Source organism: Streptomyces cucumeris (genome assembly GCF_024295805.1).
Classification (GTDB): Bacteria; Actinomycetota; Actinomycetes; order Streptomycetales; family Streptomycetaceae; genus Streptomyces; species Streptomyces cucumeris.
In genome coordinates this window covers 252,315-270,204 of record NZ_JANCLX010000005.1, presented here as the reverse complement: position 1 = coordinate 270,204, position 17,890 = coordinate 252,315, and the positions used below count along the sequence as shown (strand labels likewise).

General features: G+C 73.3%; 13 protein-coding genes and 1 tRNA gene. 10 read left to right on the top strand and 4 right to left on the bottom strand.

Going from position 1 to position 17,890, the window contains the following annotated elements:
* Positions 1-103 precede the first annotated feature (103 nt).
* Positions 104-2,104, top strand: a complete 2,001-nt coding sequence (locus NMK44_RS10040) for an ABC1 kinase family protein (protein ID WP_254740565.1) — start codon at positions 104-106, stop codon at positions 2,102-2,104.
* A gap of 145 nt (positions 2,105-2,249) precedes the next feature.
* Entirely contained in the window at positions 2,250-3,239 is a 990-nt protein-coding gene (locus NMK44_RS10035; protein WP_254740854.1) for a zinc-binding alcohol dehydrogenase family protein, read from the top strand.
* A 531-nt stretch (positions 3,240-3,770) separates the two neighbouring features.
* Here the strand turns inward: NMK44_RS10035 and NMK44_RS10030 are convergent.
* Positions 3,771-3,846 (bottom strand) — tRNA-Arg (locus tag NMK44_RS10030).
* A 382-nt stretch (positions 3,847-4,228) separates the two neighbouring features.
* Between NMK44_RS10030 and NMK44_RS10025 the strand changes: the two genes are divergently transcribed.
* From NMK44_RS10025 to NMK44_RS09995, 7 genes are all read left to right on the top strand, one after another.
* Positions 4,229-5,839 (top strand): dynamin family protein, encoded by a 1,611-nt coding sequence (locus tag NMK44_RS10025; RefSeq protein ID WP_254740852.1) that lies wholly within the window; start codon positions 4,229-4,231, stop codon positions 5,837-5,839.
* Positions 5,840-5,845: 6 nt separating this feature from the next.
* On the top strand, positions 5,846-7,927 hold the full coding sequence (locus tag NMK44_RS10020; RefSeq protein ID WP_254740563.1) for a YfjP family GTPase: 2,082 nt from the start codon (positions 5,846-5,848) through the stop codon (positions 7,925-7,927).
* Positions 7,928-8,091: 164 nt separating this feature from the next.
* Complete coding sequence (locus tag NMK44_RS10015; protein WP_254740561.1) at positions 8,092-8,556, top strand: single-stranded DNA-binding protein; 465 nt, start codon at positions 8,092-8,094, stop codon at positions 8,554-8,556.
* Positions 8,557-8,765: 209 nt separating this feature from the next.
* Positions 8,766-10,142 (top strand): Cys-Gln thioester bond-forming surface protein, encoded by a 1,377-nt coding sequence (locus NMK44_RS10010; protein ID WP_254740559.1) that lies wholly within the window; start codon positions 8,766-8,768, stop codon positions 10,140-10,142.
* A gap of 268 nt (positions 10,143-10,410) precedes the next feature.
* On the top strand, positions 10,411-12,075 hold the full coding sequence (ettA, locus tag NMK44_RS10005) for an energy-dependent translational throttle protein EttA (RefSeq protein WP_254740557.1): 1,665 nt from the start codon (positions 10,411-10,413) through the stop codon (positions 12,073-12,075).
* 5 nt (positions 12,076-12,080) lie between these two features.
* Positions 12,081-12,536, top strand: a complete 456-nt coding sequence (locus NMK44_RS10000; RefSeq protein WP_254740555.1) for an acyl-CoA thioesterase — start codon at positions 12,081-12,083, stop codon at positions 12,534-12,536.
* Positions 12,533-13,312 (top strand): DUF8185 domain-containing protein, encoded by a 780-nt coding sequence (locus NMK44_RS09995; RefSeq protein WP_254740553.1) that lies wholly within the window; start codon positions 12,533-12,535, stop codon positions 13,310-13,312. The genes NMK44_RS10000 and NMK44_RS09995 overlap by 4 nt, the downstream gene beginning before the upstream one ends.
* Before the next feature lie 68 nt (positions 13,313-13,380).
* On the opposite strand, the gene NMK44_RS09990 is transcribed toward NMK44_RS09995, so the two are convergent.
* Positions 13,381-13,785: a globin gene (locus NMK44_RS09990; protein ID WP_254740551.1), complete on the bottom strand. Its 405-nt coding sequence runs from the start codon at positions 13,783-13,785 to the stop codon at positions 13,381-13,383.
* An 80-nt stretch (positions 13,786-13,865) separates the two neighbouring features.
* On the opposite strand from NMK44_RS09990, the gene NMK44_RS09985 reads away from it, so the two are divergent.
* Entirely contained in the window at positions 13,866-14,921 is a 1,056-nt protein-coding gene (locus tag NMK44_RS09985) for a methyltransferase domain-containing protein (protein WP_254740549.1), read from the top strand.
* Positions 14,922-14,991: 70 nt separating this feature from the next.
* Here NMK44_RS09985 and NMK44_RS09980 read toward each other — a convergent pair whose 3' ends face one another.
* A complete protein-coding gene (locus tag NMK44_RS09980; RefSeq protein ID WP_254740547.1) occupies positions 14,992-16,347 on the bottom strand; it encodes an FHA domain-containing protein in 1,356 nt (451 codons plus the stop codon).
* A 62-nt stretch (positions 16,348-16,409) separates the two neighbouring features.
* Entirely contained in the window at positions 16,410-17,768 is a 1,359-nt protein-coding gene (locus tag NMK44_RS09975; protein ID WP_254740545.1) for a vWA domain-containing protein, read from the bottom strand.
* Between the last annotated feature and the right edge of the window lie 122 nt (positions 17,769-17,890).

Below are 17,890 nucleotides of genomic sequence, written 5' to 3'. Positions count from 1 at the left end.
CCGCGGCGGCCCGGTGCCGAAGATGGGACGGAAGCGGGGAACGGGACGACGACGCGGAACGGCCGGAGACGGGGTACGGACACATGGGGGCTGCGACGGCGTCATGTCGTCACCGCGCCGCGGGACCGCGGTGAAGGCGGCCCAGTTCGCCCTCGTCGTCCTCGTCATGAGCGGCTTCATGACGGTCTTCGTGGTGAGCGCGCGCCGGATGCTCGGGCTCCACATCGGTGTCATCCGCGCGCTGTCCGGCGGGCTGGTGAGCCTGGCCGGGCTCGGGGTGTTCAACCTGGTGATGCAGCGCCCGGAGCAGCAGGGCATCCTCACCGGCGTCCAGTTCGGCTCCACCCTGCTGCTGACCATGGGCTTCCTGGCCGCGTGGGAGGTGGTGCTGCCGAGCGGCTCCATCGGCTCCCCGGCCGGCTGGCCGAGGGCGCTGAAGTCCCGTGTCGCGCGCGGCCGCCGCTACTCGCACATCGTCTCCATCGCGGTGCGCCACGGGCTGCGGCCGTATCTGCGCGGACGCTCCGGCGAGGGGGCGGCGGGCGGCGCCGCGCGGCTGGCCCGCCCGCTGCGGCTGGCCCTGGAGGAGGGCGGCCCCACCTTCGTCAAACTCGGCCAGATGCTCTCCACCCGGCACGACATGCTGCCGCGCGAGTTCGTCAGGGAGTTGAGCCGGCTCCAGTACCAGGTGTCCGCGGCGCCCTGGCCCGCCGTCGAGGAGGCCCTCGTCGCGGCCTACGGCGTGCCCCTGGAGACGCACTTCAAGGAGTTCGAGCCGACCCCGCTGGCCGCCGCCTCCATCGCCCAGGTGCACGCGGTGTGGCTGCACGACGGCGGCAAGGCGGTCGTCAAGGTGCTGCGCCCCGGCGTGCGTCCGGTGGTCGAACGCGACCTGGACATCATCCGCCGCCTGGCGGCCATGCTGGAGCGCCGCACCCGCTGGGCCCGTGCCATCGGTCTGGTGGAGCTGGCCGAGGGGTTCGCCGCCTCCGTCCACGAGGAGCTGGACTTCCGGGTGGAGGCCGCCAACATCGCCACCGTGCGCGCCGCGCGGGCGCGGCGCCGCCAGGACGACGCCGTCCGGCTGCCCACCGTCCACGCATCACTGTCCGGTGAATCCGTCCTGGTCCTGGACTGGCTGGTGGGGGAGCCCATCGGGGCGGCCACCCGGCTGGCCGCCGCGGACGAGGACGACCGCGCCCGCTGGGCGCACACCCTGCTGTCCACCCTGCTCGACCAGGTCCTGGTCGACGGCGTCTTCCACGCCGATCCGCATCCGGGCAACATCCTGCTGCTGGACGACGGCCGGGTGGCGCTGATCGACTTCGGCTCGGTGGGCCGGGTGGACGCCCAGCTACGGGCCGGGCTGAAACTGTTCCTGCTGGCCGTCAACAGCGGTGACCCGGCCGCCCTGTGCGATGCGCTGCTCCAGATCGTCGAACGCCCCGACGAGATCGACGAACGCGCCCTGGAACGGGCCCTGGGCCGCTTCCTGGCCCGACACTTCATCCCCGGCAGCACACCCCAGGTGCACGTGTTCACCGATCTGTTCCGGCTGGTCGCCGGGTACGGGCTGGCCGTGCCGCCGGAGGCCGCGGCCGTCTTCCGGGCGCTGGCCACGCTGGAGGGCACGCTCACCACGGTCTGCCCCGGCTTCAACATGGTCGACGAGGCGCGCCAGGTCACCGGTGGTCGGCGCGGCGGCCCGGCCGCCGGGAAGTCCACCGGTCCGTCCTCGTCGGTCCCGTCGCCGGAACCGGCCGTACCGGCCGAGCTGCTGGCCGCGTGGGAGCTGCTGCGCCGGCTGCCGCGCCGGCTGGACCGGGTGACCAGCGCGCTGGAGCAGGGACGGCTGGGGGTGGGGGTCCGGCTGTTCGCCGACGCCCGCGACCGCAAGTATGTGCGTTCCCTGGTCCACGAGGTGCTGCTCACCTTCATCGCGGCCACCAGCGGGGTGATGTCCGCGATCCTGCTGAGCATCGAGCGCGGACCGGAGGTGATCCCCGGCACCGGTCTCTTCCAGCTCTTCGGCTATCACCTGCTGGTGATCACGGCGGTGCTGGTGCTGCGGGTGCTCTTCATCATCTCCCGCGAGGACCGGTGACGACCGGTCAGGGCCGCTGCGGACCGGGTCCCGCCGGAGGGTGAGCGCATGGCGGGGCCACGGGCGCGCCACGGCGGCCGGGCCCCTGACCCGGCTTACGTTGTGACGCGTGACGGCCGCCGCGAACGCTGACATCCCCCCGACCATGCGCGCCTGGGTGGTCCGCACCCCCGGCCGTCTCGACCGGGCCGATCTGCCGGTGCCCCGGCCCGCCGATGACGAACTGCTCGTCCGGGTGCGGGCGTGCGGGGTGTGCCGTACCGATCTGCACGTACGGGACGGCGATCTGCCGCCGCACCGCAGCCCCGTCGTCCCCGGCCACGAGGTGGTCGGCGAGGTGGTCGCGGCGGGGCCGCGGGCGGAGGGAGAACGGCTCGGCACCCTGGTGGGCGTCCCCTGGCTGCGCCGCACCTGCGGCCGCTGCGCGTACTGCCGTCGCGGCCGGGAGAACCTGTGCCCCTCGTCCGAGTACACCGGCTGGGACGCGGACGGCGGTTACGCCGAGTACGTCACCGTCCCGGCCGCGTACGCCTATGACCTGCCCGCCGGATACGCCGACGAGGAACTGGCCCCGCTGCTGTGCGCCGGGATCATCGGCTACCGGGCGCTGCGCCGCGCCGAACTGCCGCCCGGCGGCCGCCTCGGCATCTACGGCTTCGGCGGCTCCGCGCACCTCACCGCCCAGGTGGCGCTCGCCCGGGGCGCCGTGGTCCATGTGCTCACCCGCTCGGCCGCGGCCCGCGCCCTCGCGCTCGAACTCGGCGCCGCCTCCGCGGGCGCCGCCGCCGACCGGCCCCCCGAGCCGCTGGACGCGGCCGTCCTCTTCGCGCCGGTGGGCGATCTGGTGCCGGTGGCCCTGGAGGCGCTGGACAGCGGCGGCACCCTCAGCGTCGCCGGGATCCACCTCTCCGACATTCCGCCGCTGGACTACCAGCGCCATCTGTTCCGCGAGCGCACCCTGCGCAGCGTCACCGCCAACACCCGGGAGGACGGGCGGGAGTTCCTGGCCGCGGCCGCCGCCCACCGGGTCCGGGCCACCATCACCCCGTACCCCTTCGACCGCGCGGACGAGGCCCTGGACGACCTCGCGGCGGACCGTGTCAACGGCGTCGCGGTGCTGACCATGCCCCGCTGAACCGCGCGGCGCGGACCGTCGCGATCCCGCCCCGGTGTTCGACTAGCAATTTTCACCGGTGTGACCACGCGGAATCTCTGGAAACATCTGCCCCGGGCCCGCCGTTGGTGTCATCCGGCACCGGCCATGACGAGGTCCCGCCCCGCGCCGTGATACCGGCGCCACCCCCGAGAACAGCCTCCTGGTGGCCTCGCCTCGCCCCCGTATCGGGGCCATCAGGAGGCCCTTTTGCCGTGCCCCGCCCCGGGCGCGCGGACCGGGTGTGGGGGGGGGGGGGGGGGGGCCCGCGCCCGCCCCCCCCCCCCCCCCCCCCCCCCCCCCCCCCCCACCCGCGGACCCGCCGGTCTCACGGTCGGTGTGGATCTCCTCTGAGGGGGCGTGGATCTCCCCTGCGGGACGGACGCGCCGCGCTTACGTTGCCGCTACAAGGGGGGCGCTAGAGTCCCGCGGAAGCGGAGTGCGCGCCCCCTCAGATGTGCACACCTCTGCGGTGTACAGGCCTCCTCCGCGGACATGCGGGGAGGAGGCGGGTGGCGCCCCCGGCAGGACTCGAACCTGCGGCCAAGCGCTTAGAAGGCGCCTGCTCTATCCACTGAGCTACGGGGGCCGGTGGTGGTCATGGAACATGAGCCCCCGGGTGCCCGCGATACCGCCGGTGCGGCCGTGGTGCGGGTGGCCGGGCTCGGCGGACCGTGACCTCGCCGGGGACAAGGATAGGGCTCCTTGCGCCTCGCCCCGGTTGCTTCACCTCCGTGGCACGTTGTGGAGGTTCGGTGAAGCGGTCTGATAATCGCAGGCAGGTCCGGAACTCGCATCGTTTTTCACGCCTCAGCGGGCGGGTGTTGTCTACTCGTTATGCCTGGGCCCCCGTCGTCCCTTACGTCCCGTGCCCCTTCTGGGGTGATCCGGGCGGGTCTCTTTGACGCGCACGTGTGGGCATACGCTTCAAAAAGCCACCAAAAACGGGCATTCTTCACCACGTGGCGATCTTGGACGTACGGCCCCGGCTGCTCGACGCGTTGACCGCACTGCGTGATCGCGTCGACGCCGCCCGGTTTCCGCTCCCCCTTCCCGGTGCCGACCGCGCGCGCCGAAGCCGCGCCGAGCTGCTCGCCCAGCTGGACGACTATCTCGTGCCCCGGCTGCGGGCCCCCGAAGCGCCCCTGCTGGCGGTGATCGGAGGATCCACCGGGGCGGGCAAGTCCACGCTCGTCAACTCCCTGGTGGGCCGACGGGTCACCGAGGCCGGGGTGCTGCGGCCCACCACCCGTACCCCGGTGCTGGTGTGCCACCCCGATGACCGCCCCTGGTTCGCCGGGCAGCGGGTGCTGCCGCAGCTCACCCGGGTGTGGGTGCCGACCCAGGGCGAACGGCCGGAGACGGCGTACGACGACGAGGACCGGGGGCAGGAGGGGGCCCGGGCGCTGCGGATCGAGACGGATCCGGAGCTGGCGCGCGGGCTCGCCCTGCTCGACGCGCCCGACATCGACTCCCTCGTCGCCCGGAACCGCGATCTGGCCGCCGAGCTGATCTGCGCCGCCGACGTCTGGGTGCTGGTCACCACCGCCACCCGCTACGCCGACGCCGTCCCCTGGCATCTGCTGCGCACCGCCAAGGAGTACGACGTCACCCTGGTGACCGTGCTCGACCGGGTGCCCCATCAGCTCGCGGCCGAGGTGTCACGGCAGTACACGGCCCTCCTCACCGCGGCCGGGCTCGGCGACGTACCGCGCTTCACCATCCCCGAACTGCCCGAGTCCGCGGGCGGGGGCAGCGGGCTGCTGCCCGCCACCGCCGTCGCCGCGCTGCGGGCCTGGCTCACCCAGCACGCCCAGGACCCCCATGCACGCGGTGTGGCGGCCGCCCGGACGGCCGCCGGGGTGCTCGCCTCGCTGCGTTCCCGGATGCCCGCCCTGGCCGGTGCGGCCGCCGCCCAGCACGCGGCGGCGGTACGGCTGGTGCAGCGGGTCGAGGGGGCGTACGGGGAGGAACTGGAGCGGGTGCGGCGGGAGATCGCCGGTGGCGCGGCGCTCGCGGGCGGCGCGCTCACCCACTGGTACGGGCTGCCCCGTGACAGCACCCCCGAGGAGCTGCTCCGCGCCCTCGTCGACTCCCTGGCGACCCTGCTGCGCAGCGCGGTGGCCGCCGCCGACGAGCGGGTTGCGGAGACCGGGAAGCGGGATCCGGTGGCGCGGGCCGGGCTCGCGCCGAGCGATGCGCCCGGCGCGGGGGAGCGGATCGGCGTGGCTGTCCGCCACTGGCGGCGGTGCGTCGAGGAGCTGGCCGAGGAGGAGGTGCGGACGCGGGTCGCCGAGGGCGGCGGCAGTTGCGCCCCCGACGAGGTCACCGCCCTGCTGACGGCGTCCCTGCTGGGCGGCCGTCGTGCCCGTACGGCGGGTGAGCGGCTGGCCGAGTCCCTGGGCGCGCACGGTGCGCTGAACCTGGGCGACCGCGGCGGTCAGCTCCTCGACGGCTGTGTCACCCGCGCCCTGGAGGCGGAGCGGGACCGGCGGCTGGCGCCCCTGGACACCTTGGACGTGACGCCGGACCACCAGGTCCAGCTGATCGCCGCGCTGTCCGTACTACAGAAGGAGAGGTGACCGAAGGTGACCGCCACTGAGGGCCAGGGAACGGACCACCCCGCGGCTGACCGGCCTCGCCAGACCTGGGACGACGGCCTCATCGCCCGGCGCGCCCAGCGGCGGGCCGAGGGGCGCGCGGTGCGCGGCGGCGCGGACGCCGAGGTGGCGGACCTGATGGACACGGAGGACGCCGCCACGGCCCCCGAGGGCCGGTGGGGGGACGACGGCCGCGCGGAGGACGGCGGATGCGCCGGGGATGGCGCTACGGACCGGCCGGCGGCGGTCGGCGCCCCGGCAGTGATGGGCTCCATGGGCTCCATGCGGGCGATGGGCTCCATGGGCGGCATGGGGCCGGGGAACCAGGCCAGCCCGGGATCCGCGGGTGAGCCGCGGATGGCGGGCGGGGCGTACGGGAGCCCCTCGTACCGCCCGTACGGTCCCGGCGCGCGCGGGTTCGTCACGGGAGCCCTGCGGCCGCGTCTGGACGCGCTGCGGCAGCTGGTCGGGCTGTCCCGCACCCGGCTGGACGGACGCACGCTGGCCGGGGCCGGGCGGGTGCTCGACGAGGCCGACGCGCGGGGGCGGCATCCGCTCGGCCACACCGTCGTGGCGCTTGCGGGAGCCACCGGAAGCGGTAAGTCCACCCTGTTCAACGCACTGGCGGGAACGCAGCTCTCGGAAGCGGGGATCCGGCGTCCCACCACCGCCGCACCGCTGGCCTGCGCCTGGACCGATCACGCGGACGGCCTGCTGGACCGGCTCGGCATCCCGATGGCCGACCGGCGCCGCCCCGCCTATCCGTACGATCCCGCCCTGCGCGGGCTCGTCCTGCTCGATCTGCCCGATCACGACTCGGCCGCCACAGGACACCGGGAGCGGGTGGACCGGCTGCTCGGGCTGGTCGACGCGGTGGTGTGGGTGGTGGATCCGGAGAAGTACGCGGACGCGGTGCTCCATGAGCGCTATCTGCGGCCGCTGGCCGGATACGCCGAGGTGACCTTCGTGGTGCTCAACCAGGTGGACCGGCTCCCCGGCGAGGCCGCCGACCAGGTGCTGGACGATCTGCGGCGGCTGCTGGACGAGGACGGACTGGCGCTCGGTGAGCACGGGGAGCCGGGGGCCGCGGTCCTGGCGCTGTCGGCGCTGACGGGGGAGGGCGTCGGCGAGCTGAGGGACATGCTGGGGCACCTGGCGGCCGAGTGCGGCGCGGCGGAACGGCGGCTGGCGGCCGATGTGGACGGCGCGACCGCGCGGCTGCGCCCGCAGTACGTGGCGGACGGGGGCTCGGTCGGGTTCGGCGAACGGACGCGGGTGGAGTTCGAGGCCCGGCTCGCCGAGGCGGCGGGCGCCGCGGCGGCCGGACAGGCGGCCGAGCGCGCGTGGCTGCGGGACGCGGAGTGGGCCTGCGGCACACCGTGGGGGCGGGTCGCCCGGCGCGGGCCGGGGGGCGTCCGGGGCGCCCATGGCTCCCTGGCGTGGTCCTCGGGGACGAACGGCGGCGGGCGGCCGGCGGGACGGCGGGTGGAGGACGCCCGCGAGATCCCGGGGGCGCGGGCGAAGGCGGCGGCGGTGGAGGCGGTCACGGCCCGGCCCGCGGTGGAGGAGGCGGTGCGCACCCTGGCGGACGAGGCGACGGCGGGACTGCCCGGACCCTGGGCCCAGGCGGTGCGGGAGGCGGCGGGATGGGGCGGCCGGGGGCTGCCGGACGCGATCGACGAGGCGGTGGCGGCCGCGACGGCGGGGCGCCGCCCGGCCCGGCCGGGGTGGTGGTCGATGGTGGCCTCGGCACAGGTGGCGCTGTTGCTGGTGCAAGTGGTGGCGCTGGTGTGGCTGGTGGGGGTCGTGGCGGGACTGTTCGGCGGGCCGCTGTGGTGGCCGCCCGCGATGCTGCTGTCGGGAGCCGTCACGGTCAGCGCGGGGCTGGCGTGGGGCTGCGGGCTGGTCGCCCGCGGGCCGGCCCGGCGGTACGGGCAACTGGCGGAGGCGCAGCGGCGCCAGGCGGCGGTGGCGTGCGGCCGGACGCGCGTGCTGGAGCCGGTGGGAGCGGAGCTGGCGCGCTACCGCGAGGTGCGGGCGCAGTACGTCATCGCGGCGGGCGGAAGCTGACGGGAGCCGTTCCGCCAGGGGCGGCGGGTTCACCCGGCCGGGGCGCCGAGTTGTCCACAGCCTGGGGGCGGTGCACAGGGCCCGGCGGGATCCCGCGGACCCGTGCAGCATGAGAACCGAGCGGCACGGGGAGGGCGCATGAGGGGTGACGGGAGGCATGGCCGGTGAACGAGAGCTGGGTGACCGTGGTGGGCAACGCCGCGACACGGCCGGATTTCCGCGAGACGGCGACCGGGGTCGCGATGGCCCGCTTCCGGCTGGCGGTGACGGTGCGCCGCTGGGACCGGAGGCGGGAGCTCTGGGCGGACGCGCATACGAGCTTCTATACGGTCTGGACGTGGCGGTCGCTCGCGGCGAACGTGGCGGGTTCGGTGTCGCTGGGTGAACCGCTCCTCGTCCACGGCACATTGCGGCTGAGAGAGAGGGAGCGGGAGAGGGAGCGGGCAGGAGAACCGGGGAGGGAACCGGAGCGGACGGGGGATCAACCGGGCGGTGGGGACCGGTGGATCACCGCCGAGATCGACGCCGTCGCCGTGGGCCACGACCTTTCACGAGGTACGTCCGCCTTTCGCCGGATCTCACAGGCGAAACCTCTGCTAAACGTACCGACCAGGGCAACTTCCCCCTGAATCTCGATGATTTGTCGATAATCCCAGGTCATACCGGGTCTCAGGCGGAGATAACAATTCCGATTCGGATTGGGCCGTGCGAGGTACACGCGGGGGCCGAGGGGCGTCATTACTCCCTAGGATCCCTGAGTGCCCAACGGGGGTTTCTGAGTTTTGAGTTCGCTGGCGAGGCGCACCTACGGACTGGCGCTCGCCCGGAGGGAAAACGCATGATTGCTGTAAAGAGGCGGGTTTCGGCTCGCCTGGGCGCCGCCGTACTGGCGTCCGGCCTGGTCGCGGCGGGTGTGCTCGCTACCGCAGGTACCGCCGCCGCGGATCCGGCCCCGAGCCGGGGTGGCGCCACCGCCACGCTGAGCGGTCTCAAGACCTTTGGCAAGGCCGTCATTCACGAGAACGGCAAGAACCAGCGCGTCGGTGCCGGTCTCTTCGAGATGGCGGTCGACAACGGCGGCACCATCCAGACGTACTGCATTGACGTGCACAACCCGACGCAGGACAAGGCGAAGTACGAGGAGAAGCCCTGGAGCGCCACTTCACTGGCGAGCAACCCCGACGCCGGTAAGATCAACTGGATTCTGCAGAACTCCTATCCGCAGGTGAACGACCTCTCGGCGCTGGCGAGCAAGGCGAAGTCCGGTCCGCTCACCGAGAAGACGGCCGCCGCGGGTACGCAGGTCGCCATCTGGCGCTTCTCCGACAAGGCGGATGTCGAGGCGGTCGACCCCGCGGCCGAGAAGCTGGCCGACTACCTCCAGAAGAACGCCCGGACGGTCCAGGAGCCCAAGGCGTCGCTGACGCTGGACCCGCCCGCGGTGTCCGGCAAGGCCGGTGACCGGCTCGGTCCGGTCAAGGTCCGCACCAACGCGGACAGCGTCACCCTCACCCCGGGCACCGGGGCCGCGGCCTCCGGTGTGAAGCTCGTGGACAAGAACGGCAAGACGCTCACCAGCGCCGCCAACAACGGCGAGGTGTACTTCGACGTGCCGAAGGGCGCCGCCGACGGCACCGCCACGGTGACCGCCCAGGCCGCCACCAAGGTCCCGGTCGGCCGTGCGTTCGCCAGCGCCAGCAAGAGCCAGACGCAGATCCTGGCGGGCTCCAGCGAGAGCACCGTCACCGCCACGGCCACCGCGAACTGGGCCAAGGAGGGTGCGATCCCGGCGGTCTCCGCCGAGAAGAACTGCTCCAAGGGCGGCGTGGACATCACCGCCACCAACAAGGGTGACGAGGCGTTCACCTTCCAGCTCCTCGGCGAGAAGTACACGATCGAGGCGGGTCAGTCGAAGACCGTGACCGCCCCGGTGAAGGAGGACCAGCGCTACTCCATCACCATCAAGGGTCCGAACGGCTTCACCAAGACCTTCTCGGGCGTCCTGGACTGCCGGACCTCCAGCAGCGGTGGCAGCGAGACCCCCTCGCAGCCGAGCCCGGCCTCGGCCGGTGGCTCCAGCACCGGCAGCACCGGCGGTGACGACCTCGCCGAGACCGGAAGCAGCAGCAACACCCCGATGATCGCGGGTATGGCCGTGGCGTTCGTGGCACTCGGCGGCGGCGCGATCTTCCTGGTCCGCAAGAAGAGGGTGTGACCCCCGCGTCACCCTCGGTCGGCGGCACACCGCGCCCCACAGGTGTGAGCACCGGCGACTGACAGTGATGACACGGCGAAGGGCCGGAGTCCCACCGGGACTCCGGCCCTTCGTACGCGCCCCGACGGGGCGCGGCGGACAACCCGTTTTCGCCTCGGGCTTGGCGTACGGCAAGATGGGGTGTATCTGCCCTCACGCGGTGGGAGCCGCCCAGGACCACGCGGCGGGGCCGCACCTCGATACCTACCAGATTGCCGGACGGTTTCTCTTGGCTGAGTACATCTACACCATGCGCAAGACGCGCAAGGCGCACGGTGACAAGGTGATCCTCGATGACGTCACGCTGAGCTTTCTGCCCGGCGCGAAGATCGGTGTCGTGGGCCCCAACGGCGCCGGTAAGTCGACGGTGCTGAAGATCATGGCGGGTCTTGAGCAGCCGTCCAACGGTGACGCCTTCATCTCTCCCGGTTACAGCGTCGGCATCCTGCTCCAGGAGCCCCCGCTGGACGAGTCCAAGACCGTGCTGGAGAACGTCCAGGACGGTGTCGCGGACACCAAGCGCAAGCTCGACCGCTTCAACGAGATCGCCGAGCAGATGGCGACCGACTACAGCGACGAGCTGCTGGCGGAGATGGGCAAGCTCCAGGAGGACCTGGACCACTCGAACGCCTGGGACCTGGACGCCCAGCTCGAGCAGGCCATGGACGCCCTCGGCTGCCCGGCCGGGGACTGGCCGGTCACCAACCTCTCCGGTGGTGAGAAGCGCCGCGTCGCGCTCTGCAAGCTGCTGCTGGAGGCCCCCGACCTGCTGCTGCTCGACGAGCCCACCAACCACCTGGACGCCGAGTCCGTCCAGTGGCTGGAGCAGCACCTCGCCAAGTACGCGGGCACCGTCGTGGCCATCACCCACGACCGGTACTTCCTTGACAACGTGGCCGAGTGGATCCTTGAGCTCGACCGTGGCCGCGCCATCGGCTACCAGGGCAACTACTCCACCTACCTGGAGACCAAGCAGACCCGTCTGAAGGTCGAGGGGCAGAAGGACGCCAAGCGCGCCAAGCGGCTCAAGGAAGAGCTGGAGTGGGTCCGCTCCAACGCCAAGGGCCGTCAGGCCAAGTCCAAGTCCCGGCTGGCCCGTTACGAGGAGATGGCCGCCGAGGCGGAGAAGACCCGGAAGCTGGACTTCGAGGAGATCCAGATCCCGCCGGGCCCCCGCCTGGGCAACGTGGTCGTCGAGGTGGAGAACCTCTCCAAGGCGTTCGGCGAGAAGGTCCTGATCGACGACCTCTCCTTCACCCTTCCCCGTAACGGCATCGTCGGTGTCATCGGCCCCAACGGCGCCGGCAAGACGACCCTGTTCAAGATGCTCCAGGGCCTCGAGACCCCGGACGCGGGCAACATCAAGGTCGGCGAGACGGTCAAGATCTCCTACGTCGACCAGTCGCGCGCCAACATCGACCCCAAGAAGACGCTGTGGGCCGTCGTCTCCGACGAGCTGGACTACATCAACGTCGGCCAGGTCGAAATGCCCTCCCGCGCCTATGTCTCGGCCTTCGGCTTCAAGGGCCCGGACCAGCAGAAGCCCGCCGGGGTGCTCTCCGGCGGTGAGCGCAACCGGCTCAACCTCGCGCTCACCCTCAAGCAGGGCGGCAACCTGCTGCTCCTCGACGAGCCGACCAACGACCTCGACGTGGAGACCCTGTCCTCGCTGGAGAACGCGCTGCTGGAGTTCCCCGGCTGCGCCGTGGTCGTCTCCCACGACCGCTGGTTCCTCGACCGCGTCGCGACGCACATCCTGGCGTACGAGGGCGAGTCCAAGTGGTTCTGGTTCGAGGGCAACTACGAGTCCTACGAGAAGAACAAGGTCGAGCGGCTCGGCCCGGACGCGGCCCGTCCGCACCGTGCCACCTACAAGAAGCTGACCCGGGGCTGAGCGGGATGGCCCGGCACATCTACTCCTGCCCCCTGCGCTGGTCCGACATGGACGCGTTCGGCCACGTCAACAATGTGGTCTACCTCCGCTATCTGGAGGAGGCGCGCGTCGACTTCATGTGGCGGCTGGCGCCGGGGGACGGGAGCACGGCGTTCACCGGCGGTGTGGTGGTCTCCCGCCATGAGATCGACTATCTGAAGCCCCTCGTCCACCGGCACGCCCCGGTGACCATCGAGACCTGGGTGACGGAGGTCCGTGCCGCGTATCTGACCCTGTGCTACGAGGTCAAGGACGAGGACACGGTGTACGCACGGGCCGCCACCCGTCTCGTCCCCTTCGATCTCGAACGGGGACGCCCGCGCCGGGTGAGCCGTGAGGAGGAGCAGTTCCTTGCGGAGTACCTGGAGCCCGCCGAGGGTGCCGGGCGGAACGGGCGGCCGGAAGGGGCTCTCACGGTATGACGGCTGCCCGCCACGAGCTCCACTTCGCCGACGCCGGGGAGGCGGCCGATCTGGCCGCCTTCCTGGTCCGGCTGATCCACTACGACCGTGCCGCGGCGGTGCGGCTCCAGGCGGGCGCGGGTGTGCTCGCCGTCTTCGGCCGTCCGCCGTCCTTCGAGGTGCTCGCGATCCGTACGGCGCGGGTGGCGGCCATGGCCACCACCGGTGGTGCCGCGGGGTCCCTGGACACCACGGTCTCGGCCGGTGAGTTCGCCGAGGCGCTGGACACGGCGCTCACGGCGCGGACCGCCGCCGCGGCGGGCCCGCTGGTGGTCCCCGTGCCCGGCGCGGTCACCGGTCCGCCGTGGGCCGGGGTGCTGCCGCCGCGCGGCGGCTGGCGCCGGGTCGAGGGACTGCCGGGCGCGGATGAGGTGCGGGCGGCGGTCTCCGCCGCGGTCGCCGAGTTCCGGGCGCGTGACGAGGCCCTTCCCGAGGAGCGCCGGACCCGCGCCGAGCGCGACCGCATCGGCCATGAGATCTGGTCCCGCACGCTGGGCGCCACCGGGCTGCCGCTGCGCGCGGTGCACGCGGCCCAGTCGCTGGGCTTCCTCCGCCCGGCCCGGGCGGCGGCCGGCGTCGGCGCGGGTGTCCCCGCCGGGGCCGCGACCGCGTTCGCACCGGTGGCCGAGCCGCTGGCCCTGCTGTCCGCGGGCGGCTGGCTGCGGCTGCGCACCCCCTACGGTTCGGTGGCGGTCCGCACCTCCGGCCTGTCCGGTCTGACCGTCACCCCGGCCTGACCGCTCGCTCCGTCCACGGCTCGTTCCGTCCGCCGCCGGGCCACCGCCCGGCGGCGCGGTACGGCCGCTCAGCCCTCGGTGTTGACCATGGACGCGGCGGCGTAGGTGAGGTAGTTCCAGAGCTGGCGCTCCAGGTCCGGAGCGAGTTCCAGCTCGTCCACGGCGTCGCGCATATGACGCAGCCAGGCGTCATGGGCGGCGCGGTTCACCGTGAACGGGGCGTGACGCATCCGCAGCCGCGGGTGGCCGCGGTTGTCGCTGTAGGTGCGGGGACCGCCCCAGTACTGCATGAGGAAGAGCACCAGCCGCTCCTCCGCCGGTCCCAGGTCCTCCTCGGGGTACATCGGCCGGAGCAGCGGGTCCTCCGCGACCCCCTGGTAGAAGCGGTGCACCAGCCGGCGGAAGGTCGGCTCGCCGCCGACCTGCTCGTAGAAGGTCTGCTCCTGAAGTGTGCCGCGCGGAATGTCTTTCACGTCTCCATGCTCTCAGACCACCCGGCCGGCGGAAGGGGGCGTGGGTCGCGGCCCGGAGGCGGGCGCAGGACAGTGGAGTCATGGCCAGTACGGGCGGCCGTACCCGCGGCGCGCCGGACACCGGCCCCCGCGCGGCGGTGGCCGACCCCCATGCCGCGGCGGCCGCGGAGGCGCGGACGGGACTGGTGCGGCGGCTCACCGAGGGCGGCGCGCTCACCGACCCCCGCTGGCGGGCGGCGTTCGAGGCGGTGCCCCGCCATCTGTTCGTGCCCTGCTACTACGAGGCGGGCGAGGAGCGGGGCGGGGAGTGCGGGGCATCCGGGGGCGCCGTCTACACCCGGCTGTGGCGCGATGACCCGGATCCGTCGCGCCGGGCGCGCTGGCTGGCCGGGGCGTACGCCGACGCGCCCCTGGCCACATGGGTGCGCGGGGGCGAGCTGATCTCCTCCAGCAGCCAGCCGTCGCTGATGGCGCGGATGCTGGAAGCCCTCGAGGTGGCGGACGGCAACGGAGTGCTGGAGATCGGCACCGGCACCGGGTACAACGCCGCACTGCTCGCCCACCGGCTCGGCGACGACCGGGTCACCACCCTCGATCTCGAACCGGAGCTCACGGAGACCGCGCGCGGCCATCTGGCCGCGGCCGGATTCCGTCCGGCGGTCGTCACCGGTGACGGGGCGCGCGGCTGGCCCGACCGCGCCCCCTACGACCGGATCATCGCCACCTGCGCGGTGCCGTCCGTTCCCGCGGTGTGGCTCACCCAGTGCCGGCCGGGCGCCCTCGTCCTGATGCCGCTCGCCACCGGGCTGGTCACACTGCGGGTCGCCGACACCGGACATGGCGAGGGGCGATTCCTGGCCACTCCCGCCTATTTCGTACCGCTGCGCGGCAGTGCCCCGCCGCCCTCGGTCTCCACTCACGGCGTGCCGCCGCGGCCGCTGATGGACGACTCCTTCCGCTTCCTGCTGAACCTGGTCGCGGGGCGGATGGAGCCGGTCGAGGCCCTGGCGCTCTGGGAGCACGAGGACCGGCCGGGGCGCGAGCGCTACGGCGTGACGGTGCGGGGTGACCGCCAATGGGCCTGGCTGGACGACCCGGAGGGCCCCTACGGCTGGCCGCTGGGCCCGCCCGTCTGAGCGGGTCCGGGGCCCGGGGCGGCGGCCCGGCCCGATCCGGGCGGACCGCCACCCGCACGACAGGGAGCGCTCAGCCGCGGCGGACCGTGATCGTCGTCCAGGCGCCCACATGGACGCGGTCGCCGTCCTGGAGGGGAACCGGGACATACGGCTGGATCGGGTCCTCACCGCCGTTGATCGTGGTGCCGTTCGTCGAGTCCTGGTCGACCACCGACCAGGTGCCGTCGGGCTGCTGGACGAGCACCGCGTGCTGGTGCGAGACACCCGGGTCCTCGGGCGGGCGCCCGAGGTCGATGTCGGGGGACTCGCCGGTGCTGTGGCGGCGGCGGCCGATGGTGATCTGCTGGCCGTTGAGCGGCAGCTGCTGCTCGGGGGAGTACGCCGGGAGGTTCAGCCCGGCGGCCTCCGGACCGCTGCGGTGCATCATCGCCATGAAGTACTCGCGGTCCGGCGCGACGACCGCGACCCACCCGGCGGGCGACGGCGGCGGACCGCCGTGCTCGAACGGCGAGGGCGGCGTGGCCTGCTGCGGCGGGGGCGGTGCCGCGTGCCCCTGCTGGACCTGCTGCACCGGCGGAGGAGGGGGCATGGCGCCCGGGAACTCCTCGTTGCCGTACGGCGGCGCGGGCGGCGCGGGCTGTGCCGCGCCCTGCGGCGGCTGCGGAAAGCCGTACCCGTACTGCGGCTGGGGCTGCGGTGCCTGCGGGGGCGCGTGCGCGGCCCCCGGAGCGGTGGCGCCGGTGGGCGGCGGCAGGGTCCAGTCGTCGTCCTGGCCGAACGCCGGACCGGGCGGCGGGCCCGGCTCCGCGGTGGGCAGCGGCTCCGCCGGGCGGTTGATCTGCGACGGGCGCGACGCCTGGTAGTCACCGCCGTGCGGGGGCTGCTGGCCCTGCGGCGGGAACGGCTGCGGCGGCCCCGGCGGCGGCGCGAATCCGCCGGACGAGGGCGGTGAGTACGGAGTGGGCGCCCCCGTGAGGAAGTTGAAGCGGCACTCCTCGCAGAACGGCGCCTGTGCCTCGCGCGGGGTGCGGCACTGGGGGCACAGCTCGGCCTGGAAGGCCGGGTCCGGCTGCGGGGGCGTGGGCGCGCCGGGGTAGCCGTAGCCACCGCCCGTCCCGCCGTGCGGGGGCAACGGCGCACCGGGGCCAGCGGGGCCACCGGGCGGCGGCGGTCCGCCGGGTCCGCCGTAAGGCGGCGGGGGCGCACCGGGACCGCCGGGCGGAGGAGGCGCGCCGGGGCCGGGCGGGGGCGGGCCCGCGGGGCCCGGGAAGCCGTAACCGCCGGGGGCACCCGGGGCGCCGGGCATCGGGGGTGGCGGAGGCGGGGGCACGGCGCCGGTGGGCATGGGCGTCCCCGACATTCGGTGACCACATACCTCGCACCAGTCGTCGGCTGCCGATGAGTGGCCGTTGGGGCAGGTCGGCATGTCGGTGATCCCCCTCTTGTGCCGTTCTTGGCGTTTCCTGCGTGGGTGTACTGCTTCGTCTGCTACTTCTTGACGCGAACCGTCTTGGTGGAACGCGTCTCGAGGGTCATCTCGTCCGCTTCCGCGACCTTCGCTTTCAGTCGCACAGTACCCGTCGCCGCGTCGACGACATCCACCACCTTCGCGAGCAGCTTCGCGGTGTCCTCGTTGCCGGACGCACCGGCGAGCTGGACGGCCCGCCCCAGCTTGGCGGTGGCCCCTTCGATATCGCCCGACTTGCGGGCATCCATTCCCTGTTGGATGACCTGGGCCAGTTCGGCCTGACCCGTGTAGTGCGCGACCTGGCGGTTCATCGCGGTGGAGGCGACCACGTCATCGGTCCACACGGCCCGTACCAGCCCTTGTGCCAGCGGGGCCGCGGGCCCGCCGTCCTGCTGCGGCAGCACCAGGGAGGCCCGCGCCGCGAGCATCTCCCGGCCGACCTCGGCCGCGGGCACCCGGACGCAGACGTGGTAGTCGCGGGACTCGTCCCCCCAGGAGCCCGTGGGATAGTCACCCGCGCGCGCACCGGCCTCGACGCGCCGGGCGGTCAGATCCTCGACCGTCGGTGCGACCTGTTTCACAAACGCCACCTCGGCGCCCATCGGGGTCCACAGCCGCAGGGAGACATCGGCGACCTCCTTGCCCATCGCCGTTTCCATCATCCGTGTGAAGTCACCGGACAGCTCGGCGGGATCGGCGACGATATCGGCCGTGCCGAGCAGCGCGGAGGCGATCCCGGTGACCTCCTTGACCTCCCAGTCCGTGCCCACCCCGCGGGCGTCGCAGGTGAAGCGGCCCGCGCAGGCGTCCAGCGCCGCCCGCAGGTCCTCCGGCTCCTCGTGCTCATTGCGCCCGTCGGTGAGCACGATGCCGTGCCGGATGGCGACGTCGGCGGAGGCGAGCAGCCGGTCGGCCAGCATCAGCCAGGTGCCGATCGCGGTGCCGCCGCCCGCGCTCAGGGTGCGCAGCGCGTCCTTGGCCAGCGCACGCGTCTCCGGATCGGCGGTGGCGAGCTGCCCGTCGCCCGGGAAGACCTCCACCGCCTTGTGGGTGCCCGCGACCACGGCGAAGGCGACACCGTCGCGCACCGTGTCGATCGCGGCCGCCGTCGCGTCCCGGGCGTTGCGCATCTTCGTCGGCGGGTAGTCCATCGAACCGGAACAGTCGACCATGATCACCACGGCCGCGTCGGGGGAGCTCCCTCTGCTGTCCCGTACGCCCGTCAGCCGGCTGGGGATGGGCATCCCCCCGGTGGTCCCGCCGCCGGTCGAGGTGACCGTGACGATCGCGTTCACCTCGCGGCCGCCCTCGGGGAGGTAGGGGTTCTGATAGACCTCCACCGAGAAACGCGGCGCTTGGGACTTGGAGAAAGTGGCCATCTGGTCCGCTCCTTGGCGCTCCGTGGCGATCTGCCCCATAGCGATCTATGGACACATCGTCCTCTCGACAAAAGGGCTGAGCGGAGCGGCGAGCACACAGCAGCCCCCGCCGGAGGAGACCA

Bases quoted from the DNA above. Each gene is read 5' to 3' on its own strand.
- NMK44_RS10040 (WP_254740565.1), top strand. From the start codon at position 104: ATGTCGTCACCGCGCCGCGGGACCGCGGTGAAGGCGGCCCAGTTCGCC.
- NMK44_RS10035 (WP_254740854.1), top strand. From the start codon at position 2,250: ATGCGCGCCTGGGTGGTCCGCACCCCCGGCCGTCTCGACCGGGCCGAT.
- NMK44_RS10010 (WP_254740559.1), top strand. From the start codon at position 8,766: ATGATTGCTGTAAAGAGGCGGGTTTCGGCTCGCCTGGGCGCCGCCGTA.
- NMK44_RS10000 (WP_254740555.1), top strand. From the start codon at position 12,081: ATGGCCCGGCACATCTACTCCTGCCCCCTGCGCTGGTCCGACATGGAC.
- NMK44_RS09995 (WP_254740553.1), top strand. From the start codon at position 12,533: ATGACGGCTGCCCGCCACGAGCTCCACTTCGCCGACGCCGGGGAGGCG.
- NMK44_RS09985 (WP_254740549.1), top strand. From the start codon at position 13,866: ATGGCCAGTACGGGCGGCCGTACCCGCGGCGCGCCGGACACCGGCCCC.
- NMK44_RS09980 (WP_254740547.1), bottom strand. From the start codon at position 16,347: ATGCCGACCTGCCCCAACGGCCACTCATCGGCAGCCGACGACTGGTGC.
- NMK44_RS09975 (WP_254740545.1), bottom strand. From the start codon at position 17,768: ATGGCCACTTTCTCCAAGTCCCAAGCGCCGCGTTTCTCGGTGGAGGTC.